12 protein-coding genes are annotated in these 16,957 nt (G+C 45.0%); 9 read left to right on the top strand and 3 right to left on the bottom strand.

What is annotated here, in order from left to right:
- Positions 1-79: 79 nt before the first annotated feature.
- On the bottom strand, positions 80-2,374 hold the full coding sequence (locus tag C7475_RS31060; protein WP_110057333.1) for a histidine kinase dimerization/phosphoacceptor domain -containing protein: 2,295 nt from the start codon (positions 2,372-2,374) through the stop codon (positions 80-82).
- A 423-nt stretch (positions 2,375-2,797) separates the two neighbouring features.
- Here C7475_RS31060 and C7475_RS31055 point away from each other — a divergent pair, with 423 nt between their 5' ends.
- The gene (locus tag C7475_RS31055) at positions 2,798-3,436 is read left to right on the top strand and encodes an NAD(P)H-binding protein (RefSeq protein WP_110057332.1); all 639 of its coding nucleotides are present in this window, start codon (positions 2,798-2,800) and stop codon (positions 3,434-3,436) included.
- Between the two features lie 157 nt (positions 3,437-3,593).
- Here C7475_RS31055 and C7475_RS31050 read toward each other — a convergent pair whose 3' ends face one another.
- Positions 3,594-4,523 (bottom strand): pentapeptide repeat-containing protein, encoded by a 930-nt coding sequence (locus tag C7475_RS31050; RefSeq protein WP_110057331.1) that lies wholly within the window; start codon positions 4,521-4,523, stop codon positions 3,594-3,596.
- A gap of 352 nt (positions 4,524-4,875) precedes the next feature.
- Between C7475_RS31050 and C7475_RS31045 the strand changes: the two genes are divergently transcribed.
- Entirely contained in the window at positions 4,876-5,829 is a 954-nt protein-coding gene (locus C7475_RS31045; protein WP_110057330.1) for a hypothetical protein, read from the top strand.
- 40 nt (positions 5,830-5,869) lie between these two features.
- Positions 5,870-7,249 carry a toxin-antitoxin system YwqK family antitoxin gene (locus tag C7475_RS31040; RefSeq protein ID WP_110057329.1) on the top strand — a complete coding sequence of 460 codons (1,380 nt, stop codon included), beginning with the start codon at positions 5,870-5,872 and terminating at the stop codon, positions 7,247-7,249.
- Here the strand turns inward: C7475_RS31040 and C7475_RS31035 are convergent.
- Positions 7,233-7,622: a helix-turn-helix domain-containing protein gene (locus C7475_RS31035; protein WP_110057328.1), complete on the bottom strand. Its 390-nt coding sequence runs from the start codon at positions 7,620-7,622 to the stop codon at positions 7,233-7,235. The two genes, C7475_RS31040 and C7475_RS31035, sit on opposite strands and share 17 nt — an antisense overlap.
- Before the next feature lie 175 nt (positions 7,623-7,797).
- Here C7475_RS31035 and C7475_RS31030 point away from each other — a divergent pair, with 175 nt between their 5' ends.
- From C7475_RS31030 to C7475_RS31005, 6 genes are all read left to right on the top strand, one after another.
- Entirely contained in the window at positions 7,798-8,649 is an 852-nt protein-coding gene (locus C7475_RS31030) for an SDR family oxidoreductase (protein ID WP_110057327.1), read from the top strand.
- Positions 8,650-8,774: 125 nt separating this feature from the next.
- Positions 8,775-9,368, top strand: coding sequence for an RNA polymerase sigma factor (locus tag C7475_RS31025; RefSeq protein WP_110057326.1), 594 nt, complete (start codon positions 8,775-8,777; stop codon positions 9,366-9,368).
- A gap of 70 nt (positions 9,369-9,438) precedes the next feature.
- A complete protein-coding gene (locus C7475_RS31020) occupies positions 9,439-10,638 on the top strand; it encodes a FecR family protein (RefSeq protein WP_110057325.1) in 1,200 nt (399 codons plus the stop codon).
- A 363-nt stretch (positions 10,639-11,001) separates the two neighbouring features.
- The gene (locus C7475_RS31015; RefSeq protein ID WP_158286664.1) at positions 11,002-14,268 is read left to right on the top strand and encodes a SusC/RagA family TonB-linked outer membrane protein; all 3,267 of its coding nucleotides are present in this window, start codon (positions 11,002-11,004) and stop codon (positions 14,266-14,268) included.
- A gap of 11 nt (positions 14,269-14,279) precedes the next feature.
- Positions 14,280-15,740, top strand: a complete 1,461-nt coding sequence (locus C7475_RS31010; RefSeq protein WP_158286663.1) for a RagB/SusD family nutrient uptake outer membrane protein — start codon at positions 14,280-14,282, stop codon at positions 15,738-15,740.
- 21 nt (positions 15,741-15,761) lie between these two features.
- The gene (locus tag C7475_RS31005; RefSeq protein WP_110057322.1) at positions 15,762-16,955 is read left to right on the top strand and encodes a TlpA disulfide reductase family protein; all 1,194 of its coding nucleotides are present in this window, start codon (positions 15,762-15,764) and stop codon (positions 16,953-16,955) included.
- Positions 16,956-16,957: the final 2 nt, after the last annotated feature.

Raw genomic sequence — 16,957 nt, 5'->3', positions numbered from 1 at the left:
GATGGTTCCGCGCATTCTACTCTAAAGGTCCCCTTGACAATATTAAAGACGGTTGGTATATAGATGAGTTACGGAGATGTCAAACATGGCCGGCCATTTCTTCTTCAAGTTCTTCCGGCTCAGTAAAGGTTTGTTTTTCCTGATATTTAAAGCTGACGGTAATAATTACACCATTCCTGCTCTGTATGTTCAATGTACCGTCCAATTGTTCTGCGAGTGTATCCATGAGCATCATGCCCATTGACTGTTTACGGGGTTTGTTGTCTTCGGGTGGAATTCCAGCTCCGTTATCGGCTATCCGGAGGCTCAGCTGGCCTGGGATAGTCTCTTGAAGGGAGATAGTGATAATTCCGTTATTATTGCCCGTAAAGGCATATTTAATGGCATTGGTGATGGCTTCATTAAGGATCAGTCCAATAGGAACGGATTGTGATACATCCAGTTTTACATGGCTTATCTGAAGATCGAACCGGATCCTGCTGATATCTGAAAAGCCGTCTTTGAGGTATTCAACGAGGTCCCGGATGTAGGTATGCATATCTATCAGGGCCATATTTTCCGACTGGTATAACTTCTGGTGGATGAGCGATATGGCCTGCATACGGTACCTGCTTTCGCGGATGGCGTTGAGAGCGTCTTTATCGTCCAGGAAAGCCGCCTGTGTGTTCAGGAGGCTCATGACTATCTGGAGGTTGTTTTTTACACGATGGTGGATCTCTTTGACCAGCCATTCTTTTTCACCGACCAGTTTCTGAAGAAATTTGTTTTTCTGGTTGATCTCATCCTGTTTATGTTCCAGCTGGCGGTTACTGCGCAGCTTAAGCTGATAGCGGTTGTATACAAGTCCCAACATGATGGCCAGCATAGCAGCGCCGGCGATGATGACGTTCCTGGTAAAGGTGGCTGTATTCAGTGCAGCATTTTGCAGTTCTGCTTTGCGGGTAAGCAGCTCAATATTCTGCTGATTGAGCTGAAGTGCCTGATCTTTCTGTTTTGTTTCAAACTGGACCTGTAATACGCTTATCTGTCTTGATTTGGCTGTATTGAATAAAGTGTCATTAATACTTTTATACATGCGATAGTGTGTGAGGGCTTCCTCAAAGTTCCCCATAGCGGAATCGGCTTTGTAAAGATTAAAGTAGGCCTGTTGCTGTGCATTGCTGCTGTTCATCTTTGAGGCATTGGCCAGCATCTGACTGGCCAGTTCATGGCTTTTTGCGTATCGCTTCAGATAAAAATTGTACCGGGCGCCCAGGTCGTCTACAGCCGCCTGCAGCTCTTCCGGCACATACTTCCTATTGTTGTCCAATTGATGCAGATAGGTGAGGAACTCGTTCGGGCGGTTTGTATCCAGGTAACATCTGGCAAGTATCAGGTACATCTGTATTTTGTCCCGCGGATCAACGGGAGGGTAGTAACGTTCTTCCCGTTTCAGCACAGAAATGGCTTCGTTGTACATGCTTATTTTGGCATAACAGGCGGCTCTGCTGACGGACAGTGTCCACAGACTTGTTGTATCTTTCAATTTTATAGCAATAGGCCAGGCCTTTTCATAATATTTTAAGGCATCCTTATGCTCGCCCATATAGTAGTACAAAAGGCCAAGACGGTTGTATACCGCAATATGTGCAGGAATAGTATCTTTCAGCGATTCAATTACTTTCACGGCGAGCACACTGTACTTTAGGGCGTTACCGAAGTCGCCCTGACGATTGTAGCCCAGTCCCAAGAGAGAATAGATGTCTGCACCTGGTTCCACTTTAATTTCGTCATAGATGGCCACCGATTGTATAAGTGCTTCTGTCAACGATTTGTAGTCATCGAGCACATTATAATGATCACCCAGCACATAAAGGGTATGGGCCTGCCTCTCTTTCAGGCCGGCTTCTCCATATAATCTGGCCGCCTCTTTGTAATATTTGATCCTGGTATTGATCCCGTCACCAGTGTTGATGTCATAACAGCCGGCCAGTTCAGTATAGGTATCTGCGAGGTAATCTTTCCTATCGAGTTTTTCAAAGAGATCCTTTGCTCTCAATCCGTATTCAATCCCTTTCGCAGGGAGATTCTGTTCACGAAAGATCTGGGCATAGAGTAAACAGCTACGGCCTTCCCACATTTCCTCATCAGCTTTTACAGCTGATCTCAACGCTTTTTCCGCGTACAGGGCGGCGCTGTCCATATCGGTGCGGGTTGTACCTGGTCTCATAACGTAGACGTATCCTGCGTTGAGCAAAATGTGTATTTCTGCTGTATCAGGACGTTCTTTCTTTACCAACTGTTGTAGGACGCTGTGTGATGGCAACTGACTCTGCGCCAGGCATGGAAATAAATACCCGATCATACAACAGGAGAACAACAATAACCTGTTCATAGCTAGTTCTTTTATATACAATTTTCTGTTTACGCTCTTTAGGTGCTACTCTAAGGGGGCCTTCGACAATTAAAGACGGTTGGTGTATAGTACTTTTAAGATTGGTTAATCCCCTGAATGACAGGGGAAAAGTACAATATTTTTCATGATCGGTGCAATCTTTGTTATCTTGTCCGTGGTAGTATTTATCGAAAATGTTGTTTAAATGACACCTTTGATGAAAAGGCAGGTAGCAAACTACTTAACTAAAATCATAGATTTATTATATTTTGGATCAAGACAATTTTGTTGAAGGGACTAATCTAATAATGGAAGATAGGATCAGGCACAGAGATATTGACGCATTTGCGTCAGGTGCCCTTCACATATACGCAGCTTAGCAGTATCAACTAAAAGCGAACTACAAAGGCTTAAGAAAAAAATATGAAAGCACTGATCATAGGGGCCACGGGGGCTACCGGAAAAGACCTTGTGAAGATCCTGTTGCAGGATCCCGCATATACGGAAGTTGTAATATTTGTGCGTCGAGCAAGCGGTATGACCCATCCCAAATTATCCGAAGTATTAACTGACTTTGATAAGCTGGAAGAGGTTTCGGCGTACATCAAAGGAGATGTATGGTTCTCTTGTCTTGGAACCACGCTTAAAACAGCTGGTTCAAAAGATGAACAGATGCATATAGACTATGAAATCCCTTTGAAATTTGCGGAGAAGGCGAGGAAAAATGGTGTACCGAGGACCATTCTACTGTCTGCATATGGAGCTTCTTCAAGAAGCAAGACATTTTACTCCTGGATGAAAGGTAAACTGGAAGAGGGCATTGATAGCCTTGCATTTGATCAGTACATCATTTTCAGGCCCGGGCTGTTGTTACGAAAAGATACAGACAGGGCAGGAGAGCGTATATTTTCCGGGGTGTTAAACTTTCTGAATAGCTTGGGGCTACTGAAGAAGTTCAAACCATTACCGACATTCATACTTGCAGAGAAACTGGCAAAGGCTCCAATGGTCCTTACAGCCGGAAAGCATGTTATAGTACTCGATGAGATCTTCGGATTTTGAATCGTTTTCTTTACCTATCACGAGGGTCATCCGGCAAAAGCATCTTTTAACCCGGTTTTATACCGGCTTGCTACCGCTCTGTGCATCTTTGATATACGTTCTTTGGAACATGAAACAGCCTGCAGGACTATCACATTGTTTGGCATAGCTTCCTTCTTTATATAGTTGTAACCTTTGACAGATCGGCGCCTATGCCTTTGAGGGCTGCGTAGGTCAGCTTGTCCATCATGGCACCGTCAAAGCGGATCGTGCTAATGGCCCGGTAATATTTATTAGTCAAGGCATAGGTAGAGCGGAAGGAGACATTCTTAAGTGTTGCACCATTAAATGTAACATCGTTCAGCGCTGTGTTGTGAAACTTGACACCGGTAAAGGTCTGACCGTCAAAGCATAGTCCCCGGAGATCGGAATACTCAAAATCAACACCGCTAAAGGCACAGTTTTCAAAGATCGTTTTTCTAAGGTCGCTTTTGGTGAGCTTTACATCAATCAGTTTTGCATCGGTAAATTTTGCCTGGGTCAGTTCCAACTTGCTGAACGCTGTGCGTACAAGGATTGTCTTGTTAAAGCTTGCGTTGGCCAGGTTGGTAGCGGACAGTGTGCAATCTGTCAAATTCGCTGCGTCGAAATTAGCGTCACTTACATCGCTACCCATAAAAGAGCTGCCAGTCAGGTCTGCATTTGCAAAGTCGGCGCCGCGCAAGGAACTACCGTTAAATTTCCTTTTATGTGCTGTAACGCCTGCGAAGTCACTTTTTGTCAGGTCGCTTCCGCTGAAGTTCATTAGTAATTGTTCTTCCGGCAAGTCAGAGAAAGGGGCGGTTTCCTCTTCTGTTTTGTCGATGTCGTCAATAATGTCAGGCATTTCACCGGCCATTGATTGGAAGCTTTCAGAAAAGTAGTTAAGGTCAACGCCTAAGATCTCTGCGAGCCGGTTAAAAGTAATAAGGTCGGGTATTGATTCTCCGCGTTCCCATTTTCCAACTGCCTGTGGGCTGATAAAGAGTAATTGGGCTATTTGCGCCTGAGACATATTTACCTTTTTTCTTGCCAGGGTAATTTTGCTGCCGATAATTTTAGTGTCCATAGTGTCTTCGTTTTATTTTTTTTGACACCACGAAGATATTCCGGTCAATTGCTATTATCAGCAAAAAGGGCAAACCTGTTAGTTGTAACTACACTACTTATGGTTGCTTTTTAACAATTCACAGTTGTATGTATTGAAAATCAATACTCCTGATTGTAGTCTGAAACCTGCTTTTGCGAGGGAAGGCCGTGTAGTTGGAGGGGTAGGGACCTTAAAAAAGACAGGTTTAGGGTATGAACAATGGAAAAAACGGGGGCGTTTCGACCCTTGCCGGAGAGGAAATGTGACGTTATAATGTGTGTTACATATATAATTTAAAGAATCTATATTTGTAACCCCATTAATTCGGATCATGAAACAGATTATTACGGGTCTTCTATTGACCCTTTGCATTGTTACGAGCAGCTTCGCCCAGGATGAAGAATTGCAGAAAAAGAACCTTCCTGATACTATTCTGTCGCCTATACGTGTTTTGGAGATGCCCGAGCCGTTTGACGGGCAGAAGGCGTTACAGCAATTATTCCCGGGTAAATATTATAACCTGTCGTCCGGAGACTATAATAATGAGTTGATCAGCTGGGAGTGTAAGTCATGTGAGACGCAGTACCTGCTGGATGTGAATGAAGCAGATCGCTATGAATTCCCTTATAAGGAAGGTGTTGCTACCCGTTTATTGAAAGTGATCAGTTATACGGATTCGTCCGGCACTAAGTATAAGATGCTGACGTTTAATCATTCCTGGTATGACCCTGACGGTGCGCAGACCTCCCGTTTTACAGGAGGCACGCTGGGATTGGCAAAATTTGTACTAACAGGCGGCAAATGGGTGATGAAATTCTATCAGCCTGCCATTGGCGCTTATGGTGCATTCTCACGCTGTCCTGAACCCGAACCGATGCTGATAGGTCATGATCAATACGCTTTTATGCTGAAGATGCAGAATGGCGGCGGCGGCGGACCATTCTCGACTCATCTTTTTCTGATTGCAGGAACAGGCGGTGAATACAAGGAAGTATTTGCAGCATATAACGTCGGACGTACGGAAGGTCCCTGGGAAGAACCCAATGCCACCTGGGACGTGAAATACAGCATACCTGAAAGCGGCAAGCGTTTCTTCCGCGATATTATTGTGACGATGAAAGGCGAATACCTGGCGAACGATATTGAAGGTTTGCCTGAAGAAGTGCAGGCACCGGCCAAAGCCACGGGCAAAAAGAAGGGGCATTTTACGCTGACGAAGCGTTATGTTTTCAAATGGGGAAAAGGTTATCAGGCTGCTCCAGGTTCCAAAGCGATCCTTGACTAACGAATGAACAGCTATAGGGGTGCTCCCCAAATAATAATATATGGATACAGTAATAACTTTTGATAATACAGAAGGGCAGGGTATTCTGTCTGTGCGGGCAAATGATTATGGATGTTACTTTCATTTTAGGCGGCCGCGTACAGCTACCTGGTTTGGTGGGCATGGTACTATAGAGCGATACCTGATGCACATGCAGTATTCAAAAGAGGAGAGAGAAGAGATCAGGAGACACTTCAACAGTGGCCTAAATAAGGACTATTTGAATGATCTGCCTGCACTGAAAGAGCTTTTACGTCCTCTATTTCCGCTTTTGCCTAAAGGAAGGTTTGCAGTGCATTTTCATAACGAAACCAACGATTGGGTTTACAAGAAATCAACTGAACCAGGCGCCAAGACCGGCTGGGAGTATCTGCAGGATGACAAGGTGGTTGACAGGTCGAGGATGGAAGCGCTTCAGCAGGAGCATGCAGCCTGGCAGGCAGAAGATCCGGAACAAAGGCGCAGAACGGACATTTTTGATTATAAACTTTACGCATGTTATGGATATGGGGATCTCCGGTTTGTTGCTACGCAGCCGTCTTCGGAAACTAACATGGAACGGGTCTATTATTACATGGACAGAATAAAGGAGGGTGAGCGGCCTGTAGTCATTACTTTAAGCAGTTTTTATTCCGGTACATATCATGATACTGATCCTACGTTTGATTCATATCGCTATATCATAGACGGGCATCACAAACTGAAAGCATATCAGTGTCTGAATATTCTACCTACGTTTGCAGATATGATACATCTGATGGATTCTCCGGGGGATGCATATTTTGATCTGGAAGAGCTGGCGGATGTTTTATATCCTTGGCAAACAAAGGATATACTTGAGAACTGGACAGATGTAGAAAAGTATTTCGGTGATGCAATGAGCAACCCTGAAAGTAAGATATATCCCTATGTCAGAAATGGGCTGATCACTTCAATTCTTCAATATGGTGAACGTCATGAAGCTTTTTATGTTAATGGGAGGATAGAAGGAGAGGAAAAGACCTGGAACAGAAACGGACAACTGACAGCGCTTAACTGCTGGAAGAATGGTGTGATGTATGGAGAACGTAAAAGCTGGCATCACAACGGGCAGCTTAGTTGTATCGTACCACTTGATGATAAAGGAGAAGTGCATGGTGCTGTGATCCACTACTATGAGAACGGTAAGATCAGGTCAGAACAATGGTGGGATCATAGAAAATATAAGGACGGATATTCCAAAACAGAATGGGATGAAGACGGGAGGATCAAGGCTGAATGGTGCTATAAAAATGACCAGTTATATGAAAGGAAGGAGTATGATATAACAGGCAAGCAGACTGCTTTTTATAGATTGGACGAGAAGGAACACAAGATGAAAGAAATTAAGTCAGGCATGTAATATCTACGGGATCTGTTTCAACATATCCTTTGTCGAAAATTTTTTTACGGTGATTCAGGCCCCAGTCCTTCAATGCTTCTATGATCGGAATTAAAGTATGTGCGTAAGTTTCTAACGTGTAAACGATCTTAGCGGGATAGTCATCTATTATTGTTCTCTTTATGAGCTGGTGTTGTTCCAGCTCTTTCAGCTCTTTCGCCAGAACCTTTGGTGTAATTCCCGGTATACCTTCCTGGATGTCGTTAAACCTTTCATTGCCGGCTGCGACAGAAATAAAAATTGACAATTTCCATTTGCCGTTGATCACGTCAAGAGCATCTCTTACGGGTTTAACTGTTTCAAGGCATTTCAGATGTGTTTTTTTTGCGGCCATAATACTCGTTTGATATATTCAACTATCCTCGGGGAAAGTACTGTACAAAGGAAAGTAAAAGGCTCTAGATTTGCAAAGAAATAATCATCTGACAGATGCCATACAGAAAGCAGCATAAGCGATCCCCAGAGGATTTCAGCCTGCTTTAAGCGCAATAAAACAATATACAACTAACATGAAAAAAGTAATTCTGATTACCGGCGCAAGCACGGGATTTGGCGCCTTAATGGCCAGAACTTTTGATAAGGAAGGGCATACGGTAATTGCCACAATGCGTAATGTAAACGGTAAGAATGCAGCATTTGCCGAAACCTTAGGTACATTGCCTAATACGGAAGTTGTTGATCTGGACGTGACGGACGAGGCTTCTGTCAAAAATGCTGTCAAAGCTGTATATGACAGACATGGGAAGATCGATGTGTTGATCAATAATGCAGGGATCTATGGGGGAGGAGTACTGGAAGCATATACCATACCTCAGATACAAAAACTTTTTGATGTCAATGTATGGGGTGTGCATCGGATGAACAATGCGGTATTGCCTAGTATGCGTGCTGCGAAGGACGGTTTGATCATTACCATCTCGAGCCAGGTCGGAAGGATCTCTTTGCCACTGCAGTCTGCCTATAATGCCAGCAAATTTGCTTTAGAAGGCCTGATAGAAGGATCTCATGCGGAGTTGATCGGGCAAGGCGTAGAATCTGTTCTGCTTGAACCAGGTGGTTTCATTACGGAAATCATCAGTAAAGCACATGTGAATGGTGACCGGGAGGGTATACAGGAGTCATATGGATCTCCGGTAACCGATATACAGGAGCGTATACAGCAAGCTTTCACAAAGATCTTTACCGAGGCGGCGCCTGATCCGCAACTTGTCGCAAATGCGGCTTTGGGCCTGGTAAACATGGAAAAAGGCAAACGACCTTTGCGTACGCCTCTCGACCCAAGTTCAAAGGGGATCGATGTTGAGTATGATCAGAAGACTGAAGAAATTAAGAAAAGGTGGATAGGGGCGTACGGCTTATGATAGCGGGCCTGTAACGCAATATAAGTACTGAGTAAAAAAGGGATAGATTATACTTGTGATAATTTGTCCCTTTTTTGCGTGCCTGTCTTTGCGGAGATGTTTAATTATATCATATTTTTGTATTGATGTCCAGTCACTTATATGATGAGAAGGAATTATTGCTGCAGGTAGCTGCAGGCGATGAACTGGCTTTTGGCCGGCTTATGGAACAATATCACCCTGCTGCATACGGTACTGTGATGCGGTTACTGCAGGATCCCTGGCTGGCGGAAGACGTTGTGCAGGAGGTTTTCCTGAAAGTATGGTTATCTCGCAGCAGTCTTGCCGGTATTGACAGCTTCCGTTCCTGGCTGGTCTCTATTACGACCAATAAGGTGTATGATCTGATCCGCAAGCACAATAGAGAAAGCGCACAACGTCAGCAATGGCAAAAGGAGCTGCACCTGCCTGACAATGCCGGTGCGAGAGAAGCAACCGACTATGAGGAGTTGTTGGAACAAGCTTTTGTACGACTTAGTCCACGGCAGCAGACGGTTTTCACTCATCTTAAAAAGGAGGGCTATAGCAGGGAGGAAACGGCGAAGCTGATGAATATATCACCGGAAACGGTTAAAAGCCACCTTGAACAGGCAATGCGGCATATCCGGGCTTACTGCATGAGCCGTCTTGACACCTTCTCTTTTTTAGTTATTTCTTCGTTGCTGAAAAATTTTTTTTAGCACCCTCCCCCAAACAGGATTTATATATCGTCTTATATACAAAGAAAGTCATTTCACAACAACGTAAGGCATGCGATCGATAAAAGAACTTTATGAAGCATGGAAAGAAGGATCCATCAGCGCTGCTGATCATAAAGCGCTCCTGGAACTGCTATCGCTTCCTGAAAATGAAGCTGAGAGCAGGCGCATACTCCGGGAGATGATAGAAGAAGCACAGTTTGCCGGGGGAACGGCGCGTCTTTCCCCGGACAGGCTGGAGGTGTTACGGAGCAGTATTGTTAGTGTGGACAGGGAAATGGAGACGCGGGACATTGAGACGCCGTCTAGACCAATACGTCCGCTGTATAGGTGGCGCCGGATGGCAGTGGCAGCAGCAGTTGTGCTGTTCGTCGCAGCGGGAGCTTATTACCTGCTACATCGTAAACCGGTACAACATATGGCTGCGGCAACATTGAAAGATATCTCACCAGCCAGCAATAAAGCTACATTGAAACTGGCAGACGGGTCTACCGTGACGCTGGATAGTGCAGGCAGGCAGGTGTTGCAACAGGGTGGAGCAACGGTACAACAAAGCGGCGGACAAATTGTATATGTTGTAAAGAACAATAACGAGCCGCTCAGGTACAATACGCTGACGACGCCGCGAGGAGGGCAGTTTAAAGTAAAACTACCTGATGGAACGGACGTCTGGCTGAATGCAGCATCCTCTTTGCGGTATCCGACAGTTTTTTCCGGAGGAGAGCGAAGGGTAGAAGTAACAGGGGAAGCTTACTTTGAAGTGGCATCATTAGCGGAAAAACCATTCCGTGTGAGTGTGAACGGACAAACAGAAATAGAGGTATTAGGCACGCATTTTAATGTGAATGCGTATCTCAATGAAAGAAGCCTGCAAACAACCTTACTGGAAGGTTCAGTAAGGGTAAAACAGGGCAATGAAAAGATCATTCTGCAACCCGGGCAACAGGCCAGGGTAGGACAACAGGATAATACAACACAACAACTGACACTAGTTAAAGATCCTGATATAGAGAAGGTAATGGCATGGCGGCATGGCGTGTTCAATTTTGACGGTGCTACGCTGGAGGAAGTTATGAAACAGCTGGAACGATGGTACGACATCGATATAGTATATGAAAAAGGCATTCCGGATATCCGTTTCGGAGGCGAACTAAATAAGAATATCAACCTGCAGGACCTGTTGGTCATCCTGGAAAAAACAGAAGTACACTTTAGATTGGAGGGCGGACGAAAACTGATCGTTACGAAATAGAACAGTAAACATACACCAGTCCTATTTAATGCAATAAAGACTAATGGTCAGTACCATGTATATGGGCCATGGGGATATGTATTGCCCATAAGGAGGCTGGAAACTAGCTACGTATAAGCAATGTCAACCATTAAAAAAACCGGGGGTGTTCGCAGCACCTCCGGTCCTAAAGCCTGGTTGAGTTTTTCCTGAACACTATTGGAGTAATGTTAATTCTTAATCAACCAAACAACGCAATTTATGCAAAAAAATGCTATTGGTCGCGGGATCCCTATGCCAGGCCATTCCATGATTGTGTCATGCAACAGAACGCCGGATCCATGGCCGCTGTTCCCGCTGCCTTTAACCAAAATCGTATTAGTTATGAAACTGACGATTATTCTGTTAATATTCTTTCTGCTACAGGTTCGTGCAAGCAGCAGAGCGCAGTCTATTACGCTGACGATGAAAGATGCGCCGCTTAAAAAGGTGTTTGCTGCCATAAAAAAACAATCCGATTATGTTGTGTTCTATAACCAGGATGTTCTCACCGATACAAAACCGGTATCTGTCACTGCTTATAATACTCCGCTGAAGGAGTTGCTGGAAATGATCTTAAAAGATCAGCCGATCACTTTCCTGATCAGGGAGAAGACGATCATCCTTTCGAGGAAAGTGGTTCAGCCTCCGGTACAGCTCTCTCCTTCATTGGAAGTAACGCCGGTAGAGGCGACCCGTTTGCTTGTAAAGGGGATAGTAACGGATACTACCGGGGAACCGCTCGTAGGGGCATCTGTCAAAATAAAAGGCACTTTGAACGGTACCACTACCAATGGTGTAGGTCGTTTCCAGATCGATGCCAAACCAGATGATGTGCTCATTATTTCTTATATGGGGTATGAAAGCAGGGAAGTAAAACCCGGTACTTATGTGATCATGGCACTGAAGCCGTCGCATTCCCGCCTGGACGAAGTGCAGGTATTGGCTTATGGGATCACCACCCGTCGTCTCAGCACAGGTACTATCTCTACTATTAAAGCGGAGGAGATTGCCAGGAATCCTGTTGTAAATGTACTGGAAGCGTTAAAAGGACGCGTTCCCGGCATGTTCATAGAGCAGCGTACGGGCCAGCCGGGAACACCGATAGACGTTACCATTCGTGGTAAAAGCACGGTGCTGACAAGTACGCAACCGCTTTACATTGTAGACGGGGTGCCTTATCCATCAGGCGGACTGCCATTTATTTATGCCTCTAATACCAATCTGCTGCTAAAAGGAGGAAACGCACTGGATTACCTGAATCCGGCTATGATTGAAAGTATAGATGTCTTGACAGATGCAGACGCCACTGCGATCTATGGGTCCAGGGGAGGATACGGTGTAGTGCTTATTACAACAAAAAAAGGGAAAGGTGGTAAGCCGGTGCTGAACATCAATGCACAAACAGGAGTTTCTGTAAGGGGACAGTCTCCACGTTTGCTTAATCTTGATCAGTATTTAATGTTGCGCCGTGAGGCCTTTAAAAATGATAATGCCACTCCTGGTCCAGGTGATCTGGATCTGAACGGTACCTGGCCGCTCGACAGGAATACCAACTGGATGGATATTGTAGCGGGAGCTTCCGGTAAGACCAGCATGTTTAATGTTTCTTACAGCGGAGGTGTTGGAAACGTCAACTATCTGTTAGCCGGTAATTACAATGAGCAACAAAGTATTCAAAGAAATACAGGTGCTTATAAGTCTGGTGGAGTTAATTTAAATCTGAACACAACCTCTCCCAGCGGGAAAGTATATTTGTCCTTATCAGGTGCTTATACTTCTACATTGAATGATATGCTGCCGGTTGACTTTACAAATGCGGTCCTACTGGCACCTAATGCACCTCCTATTTTCCTGCCGGACGGTAATCTCAACTGGGAACCTGGCGCCAGTGGAAACGACTTCAAGGATTTCAAATCCATCACCAGAAATCAAACCAACAACCTGATCTCTACAACAGAATTTAAGTATATGCCTGTTAAGGGACTTACGTTTAGGGCTGTTGTCGGGTTTAATATGCTGACAGGCCGGCAAAACCTCGGTTATCCTTCTACCTACTTTGACCCTTCTACTAATTATATCACAAGGGGTAGTCTTAACCTGTATACAGTACGTACCTGGAACCTGGACCCTAATATCAATTATCAGTTCAGATTGGGACGTAGTGGAAAGCTGACGGCAACTGTAGGTAGTACGCTGGTGAATAAATTATCTTATAATCAAAGCACTAACGGGTTTGATTTCCTGAGTGATGATCTGCTGGTCAATCCCACTTTCTCAGCGGTCAATAATCTGACTACTTCCTATACACAAACGCCAGGCCGGAGCCTGTCTTATTTCAGTATAGTGAACTATAACTGGGCGGACAAATACATCCTGAACCTGAACGGGCGTTACGACGGTTCCAGCAAATTCGGGCCGCGTCACAGGTATGGTAAATTCGGTTCTATAGGTGCAGCGTGGATCATCAGTAGTGAAAATTGGTTTAAAGGTGTACTGCCAGTGGTGAACTTTGCAAAGGTCAGAGGCAGCATCGGCCGTACAGGCGGCGATGCCATTCCTGAATATAGTTATCTTAATACATTTAGTAATGGTACGGCCTATCAGGGTGGTGTATCCCTTTTTCCTACCAAACTGTATAATCCGGACCTGCATTGGGAAAGGATATTGAAGAAAGAACTGGCTCTGAGCGTTGAGTTCCTTAATGGGCGTATAGGGTTAGATGTTGCCCACTATAAAAACCGGAGTGAGAACCAACTGGTCGCACTACCAGTTGCCAGCACCACGGGGTCTACTGGTTTGCCTATTAACTCAGGTGCCGTGATCGTGAACCGTGGCTATGACATTACACTAAACACTACCAACATCAGATCCAGGAATTTTACCTGGAAAAGCACTATTACTTTCTCAGTGAATAAGAACACCCTGGTAGCTTATCCAACCGGCCAGGTGCTTACGAATATTAACCTGGTTGTCGGTAAATCTGTTCAGACAATAAAGGTATTTGACTATGCGGGGGTAGACCCGGAAAACGGTTATTACGCTTTTTATAAAGATGGCGTGAAAGGGCAGTGGAACTTTGCTTCGGGAGGCGCCTTAAGAGATCCCAAAGACCGGACAGCATTGATGGATCTGGCGCCTAAATATTTTGGCAGTATGCTTAATACCGTTTCTTACAAAGGGCTTTCTGTGAACTTTGTGATAACATTTGTGGACAGGATAGGACGCAATATGCAGGGGTCGCAATCATTGTCGGCAGGTGTATTCAATGTCAATCCTTCAGAGTATGCATTGAACCGCTGGCAAAAACCAGGTGATCAGACCAATGTGCAACGGGCAAGCCAAAGTCTGATAGCGGCGCTACAGCAGTATAATTTTTTTAACAGCAGCGGAGCTTACAGCAGCACACGATTTGCCAGATTAAGCAGTCTGAATATCAATTACAATTTACCGTCATCGCTGTTTAAAAAGCGTATTGGCAATCTGAGTATTTTTGCATCCGGAACCAACCTGCTAACTATCTCCAAGTATAAAGACCTCGATCCCGATAACCTGGGCGCTGGTATGGCGCCTCTAAAAAAATTCACGGCAGGCCTTAATATCACCCTGTAAAATTAATGATCATGAAACGTATCCATCATCATATCATTTTTCGCAAATACGCTATTTATATGGTCTGTCTCGGCATATTACTGGGTGGCTGTAAAAAGTACCTTGATATGCCACTACCACTGGACGTTATTGCAGGAGAAGCTGCATTTACTACGGATAAGTCCTGTGCGGCCGTCATTAATAATGTATACTCTTCACTGGCAGGAGGTTCGGGTGGTATCAATAATATATTTGACGGGAAAGGCATAGGTTATTACACAGGCATCTATTCAGATGAGTTACAAAGTATAGGATTGCCTACCGCCACCGAACGGATTTATTATCAAAATGCTGTGCAGGCAGCTAACACAGGCGGTACCTGGGCATCTATTTATAAGCTGATGTATAGTATTAACCTGGCTATCGAAGGGGTGAGCAGTGCTTCTGAGGCGACAGTTAGATATAAGAGCCAGTGGCTGGGGGAGGCTTATTTCATGCGCGCATTGCTGCATTTTTACCTGGTGAACCTGTTTGGGGATTGTGTGCTGGCTACAACTTCCGATTACCGTGTAAACAATACTGCTTCACGGTCGAAGGTACAGGACGTTTATGCGCAGATCATCAAAGACCTGTTGCAGGCACAAAGCCTCTTAAGCGACAGCTATAAAGGAGGTAATGGTCAGGAGACTGTGGACCGTGGAAGGCCTAATAAGGCCGCAGCTACTGCTTTATTGGCCCGTGTGTATCTGTATAATAAAGACTGGACGAATGCGGAAATACAGGCCAGCGCTGTGATAGGCAACAGTCTTTACCAGTTACCTGCGCTTGCTGAAGTCTTTCTGAAAGGGAGTAAAGAGACCATCTGCGCATTTGCACCGGTAGCAGGATCTTTTGCAAGGGACTATGAGGCGTACAATAACGGTATGGCTGCTACAGTGCCTGCTTTTCCCGCAAATGGCGTGCAGGTAGCGATGAGCAATGACCTGGTCAGTACTTTTGAACCCGGTGATAACCGCTTTACAAGCTGGACACGCTTAGCTACCTCTATAACAGATACAACCATTCGCTATAGGTTTCCCGACAAGTATAAAACAAGAATTAACGATGTAGAATATATTGTTGTATTAAGGCTCGCTGAACAATACCTCATACGTGCAGAGGCACGTGCACAGTTAGGGCGAGTCGTCGGGGCTGGCAGTGCACAATCCGATCTTGATGCAATAAGGACACGCGCCGGATTGCCAGGTACCACTGCTTCCAGCAGCGCAGAAATGCAAAATGCTATTGCAAAGGAACGCCGTACAGAATTATTCGCCGAAAATGGTCACCGCATGTTTGATCTGCGTAGAACAGAGAAGCTTAATGATCTCATGGTTGTACTTACTCCGATGAAGGGGGGAACCAGCTGGCAACCTTATATGCAGTGGTGGCCGATACCAGTGGACGACATTTTTGCTAATCCTAACCTTGTACAAACCGCAGGATACCAATAAACACCAACCAATAAGAACATTATGAAATTATGTAATTTTTTTATTACAATGACCTTTGCATGCCTGTACATGTTGCAGCCAGTCACTGCTCAAACAGATAAAAAGGAGTTTGTAATTGACGGAACGATCAGAAATTTTGCTGTGATGCCACCGAAAGTTTATCTCTATATGGAGAAGAAAGTCGGTGAAAATGGCCGGGAGTTATCTCTGAGCGACAGTACTACTGTAAAGAATGGTAAGTTCCGCTTTTCAGGAAATGTGACCGGACTGACAGAGATGCAACTTGCGGGTGTTGTTCCTCAAACTGATGGTCGGGGAATGGTCTTCATAGACCGCGCAGATGTGCATGTAACGGGAGGTACGATACACGTGCTATTGAACAAGAAATTCAAGCATAACATTGTTTCGGGGGACGGCGCAAAAGCGGAACTTGACTACCGTGAGGCCATAAAAAAAGCGATGCCGTTCATTGATAGCCTGCGTACGATCGCAACATCAGAAGAGGCAAAAACTAATCCCACCGTGCAAATGGTGGTCAGTCAAATGATGGGAGAGGCGATGACTTTAATGAATGAATGTTTTACCAATTTTGTGAAAACGCACCCATCTTCGCAGATCGCGCCTAAATTGATGGTAATGCTGATCAGCTCTAATTCATCAGCTTCAGCCGATGACAGCTTGCTGAACATATTGCCACCGGGCGCCCGGACATATGTATTAAGTAACGCAAGCGTGACACTTGAAAAAAAGAGGGCCGCACAACTGAAGAAAGCACAGGCGGAAGCATTGACCAGTACCGGCACAACAGCCAGCGACTTCACTGAAAAGGATGTGAATGGACGTCCTGTAAGTCTCTCTTCCTATCGTGGGAAATATGTACTGGTCGACTTTTGGGCTAGCTGGTGTGGGCCCTGCCGGGCAGAAAATCCAAATGTATTAAGCGCCTATCAGCGTTTTAAAGACAAGGGCTTTGATATATTGGGCGTATCTCTCGATGCAGCCAGTCAGGAAGATGCCTGGAAACGGGCGATTGAAAAGGATGGTTTGCCCTGGGTGCAGGTGTCAGAGCTGAATGGCTTTGAAAGTGAATCTGCCAGGCTATACGGTGTTACATCTATTCCACAGAATTTTCTGATAGATCCTAACGGGGTGATCATAGCGAAGAATCTGCGTGGTGAAGCCCTACATCAAAAATTAGCAGAAGTATTAAAGTAAAT

It is taken from the genome of Chitinophaga sp. S165, from assembly GCF_003182155.1.
Lineage (GTDB): Bacteria > Bacteroidota > Bacteroidia > Chitinophagales > Chitinophagaceae > Chitinophaga.
The sequence above is the reverse complement of the archived record's forward strand: the minus strand, read 5'-3'. Positions and strand labels throughout refer to the sequence as shown.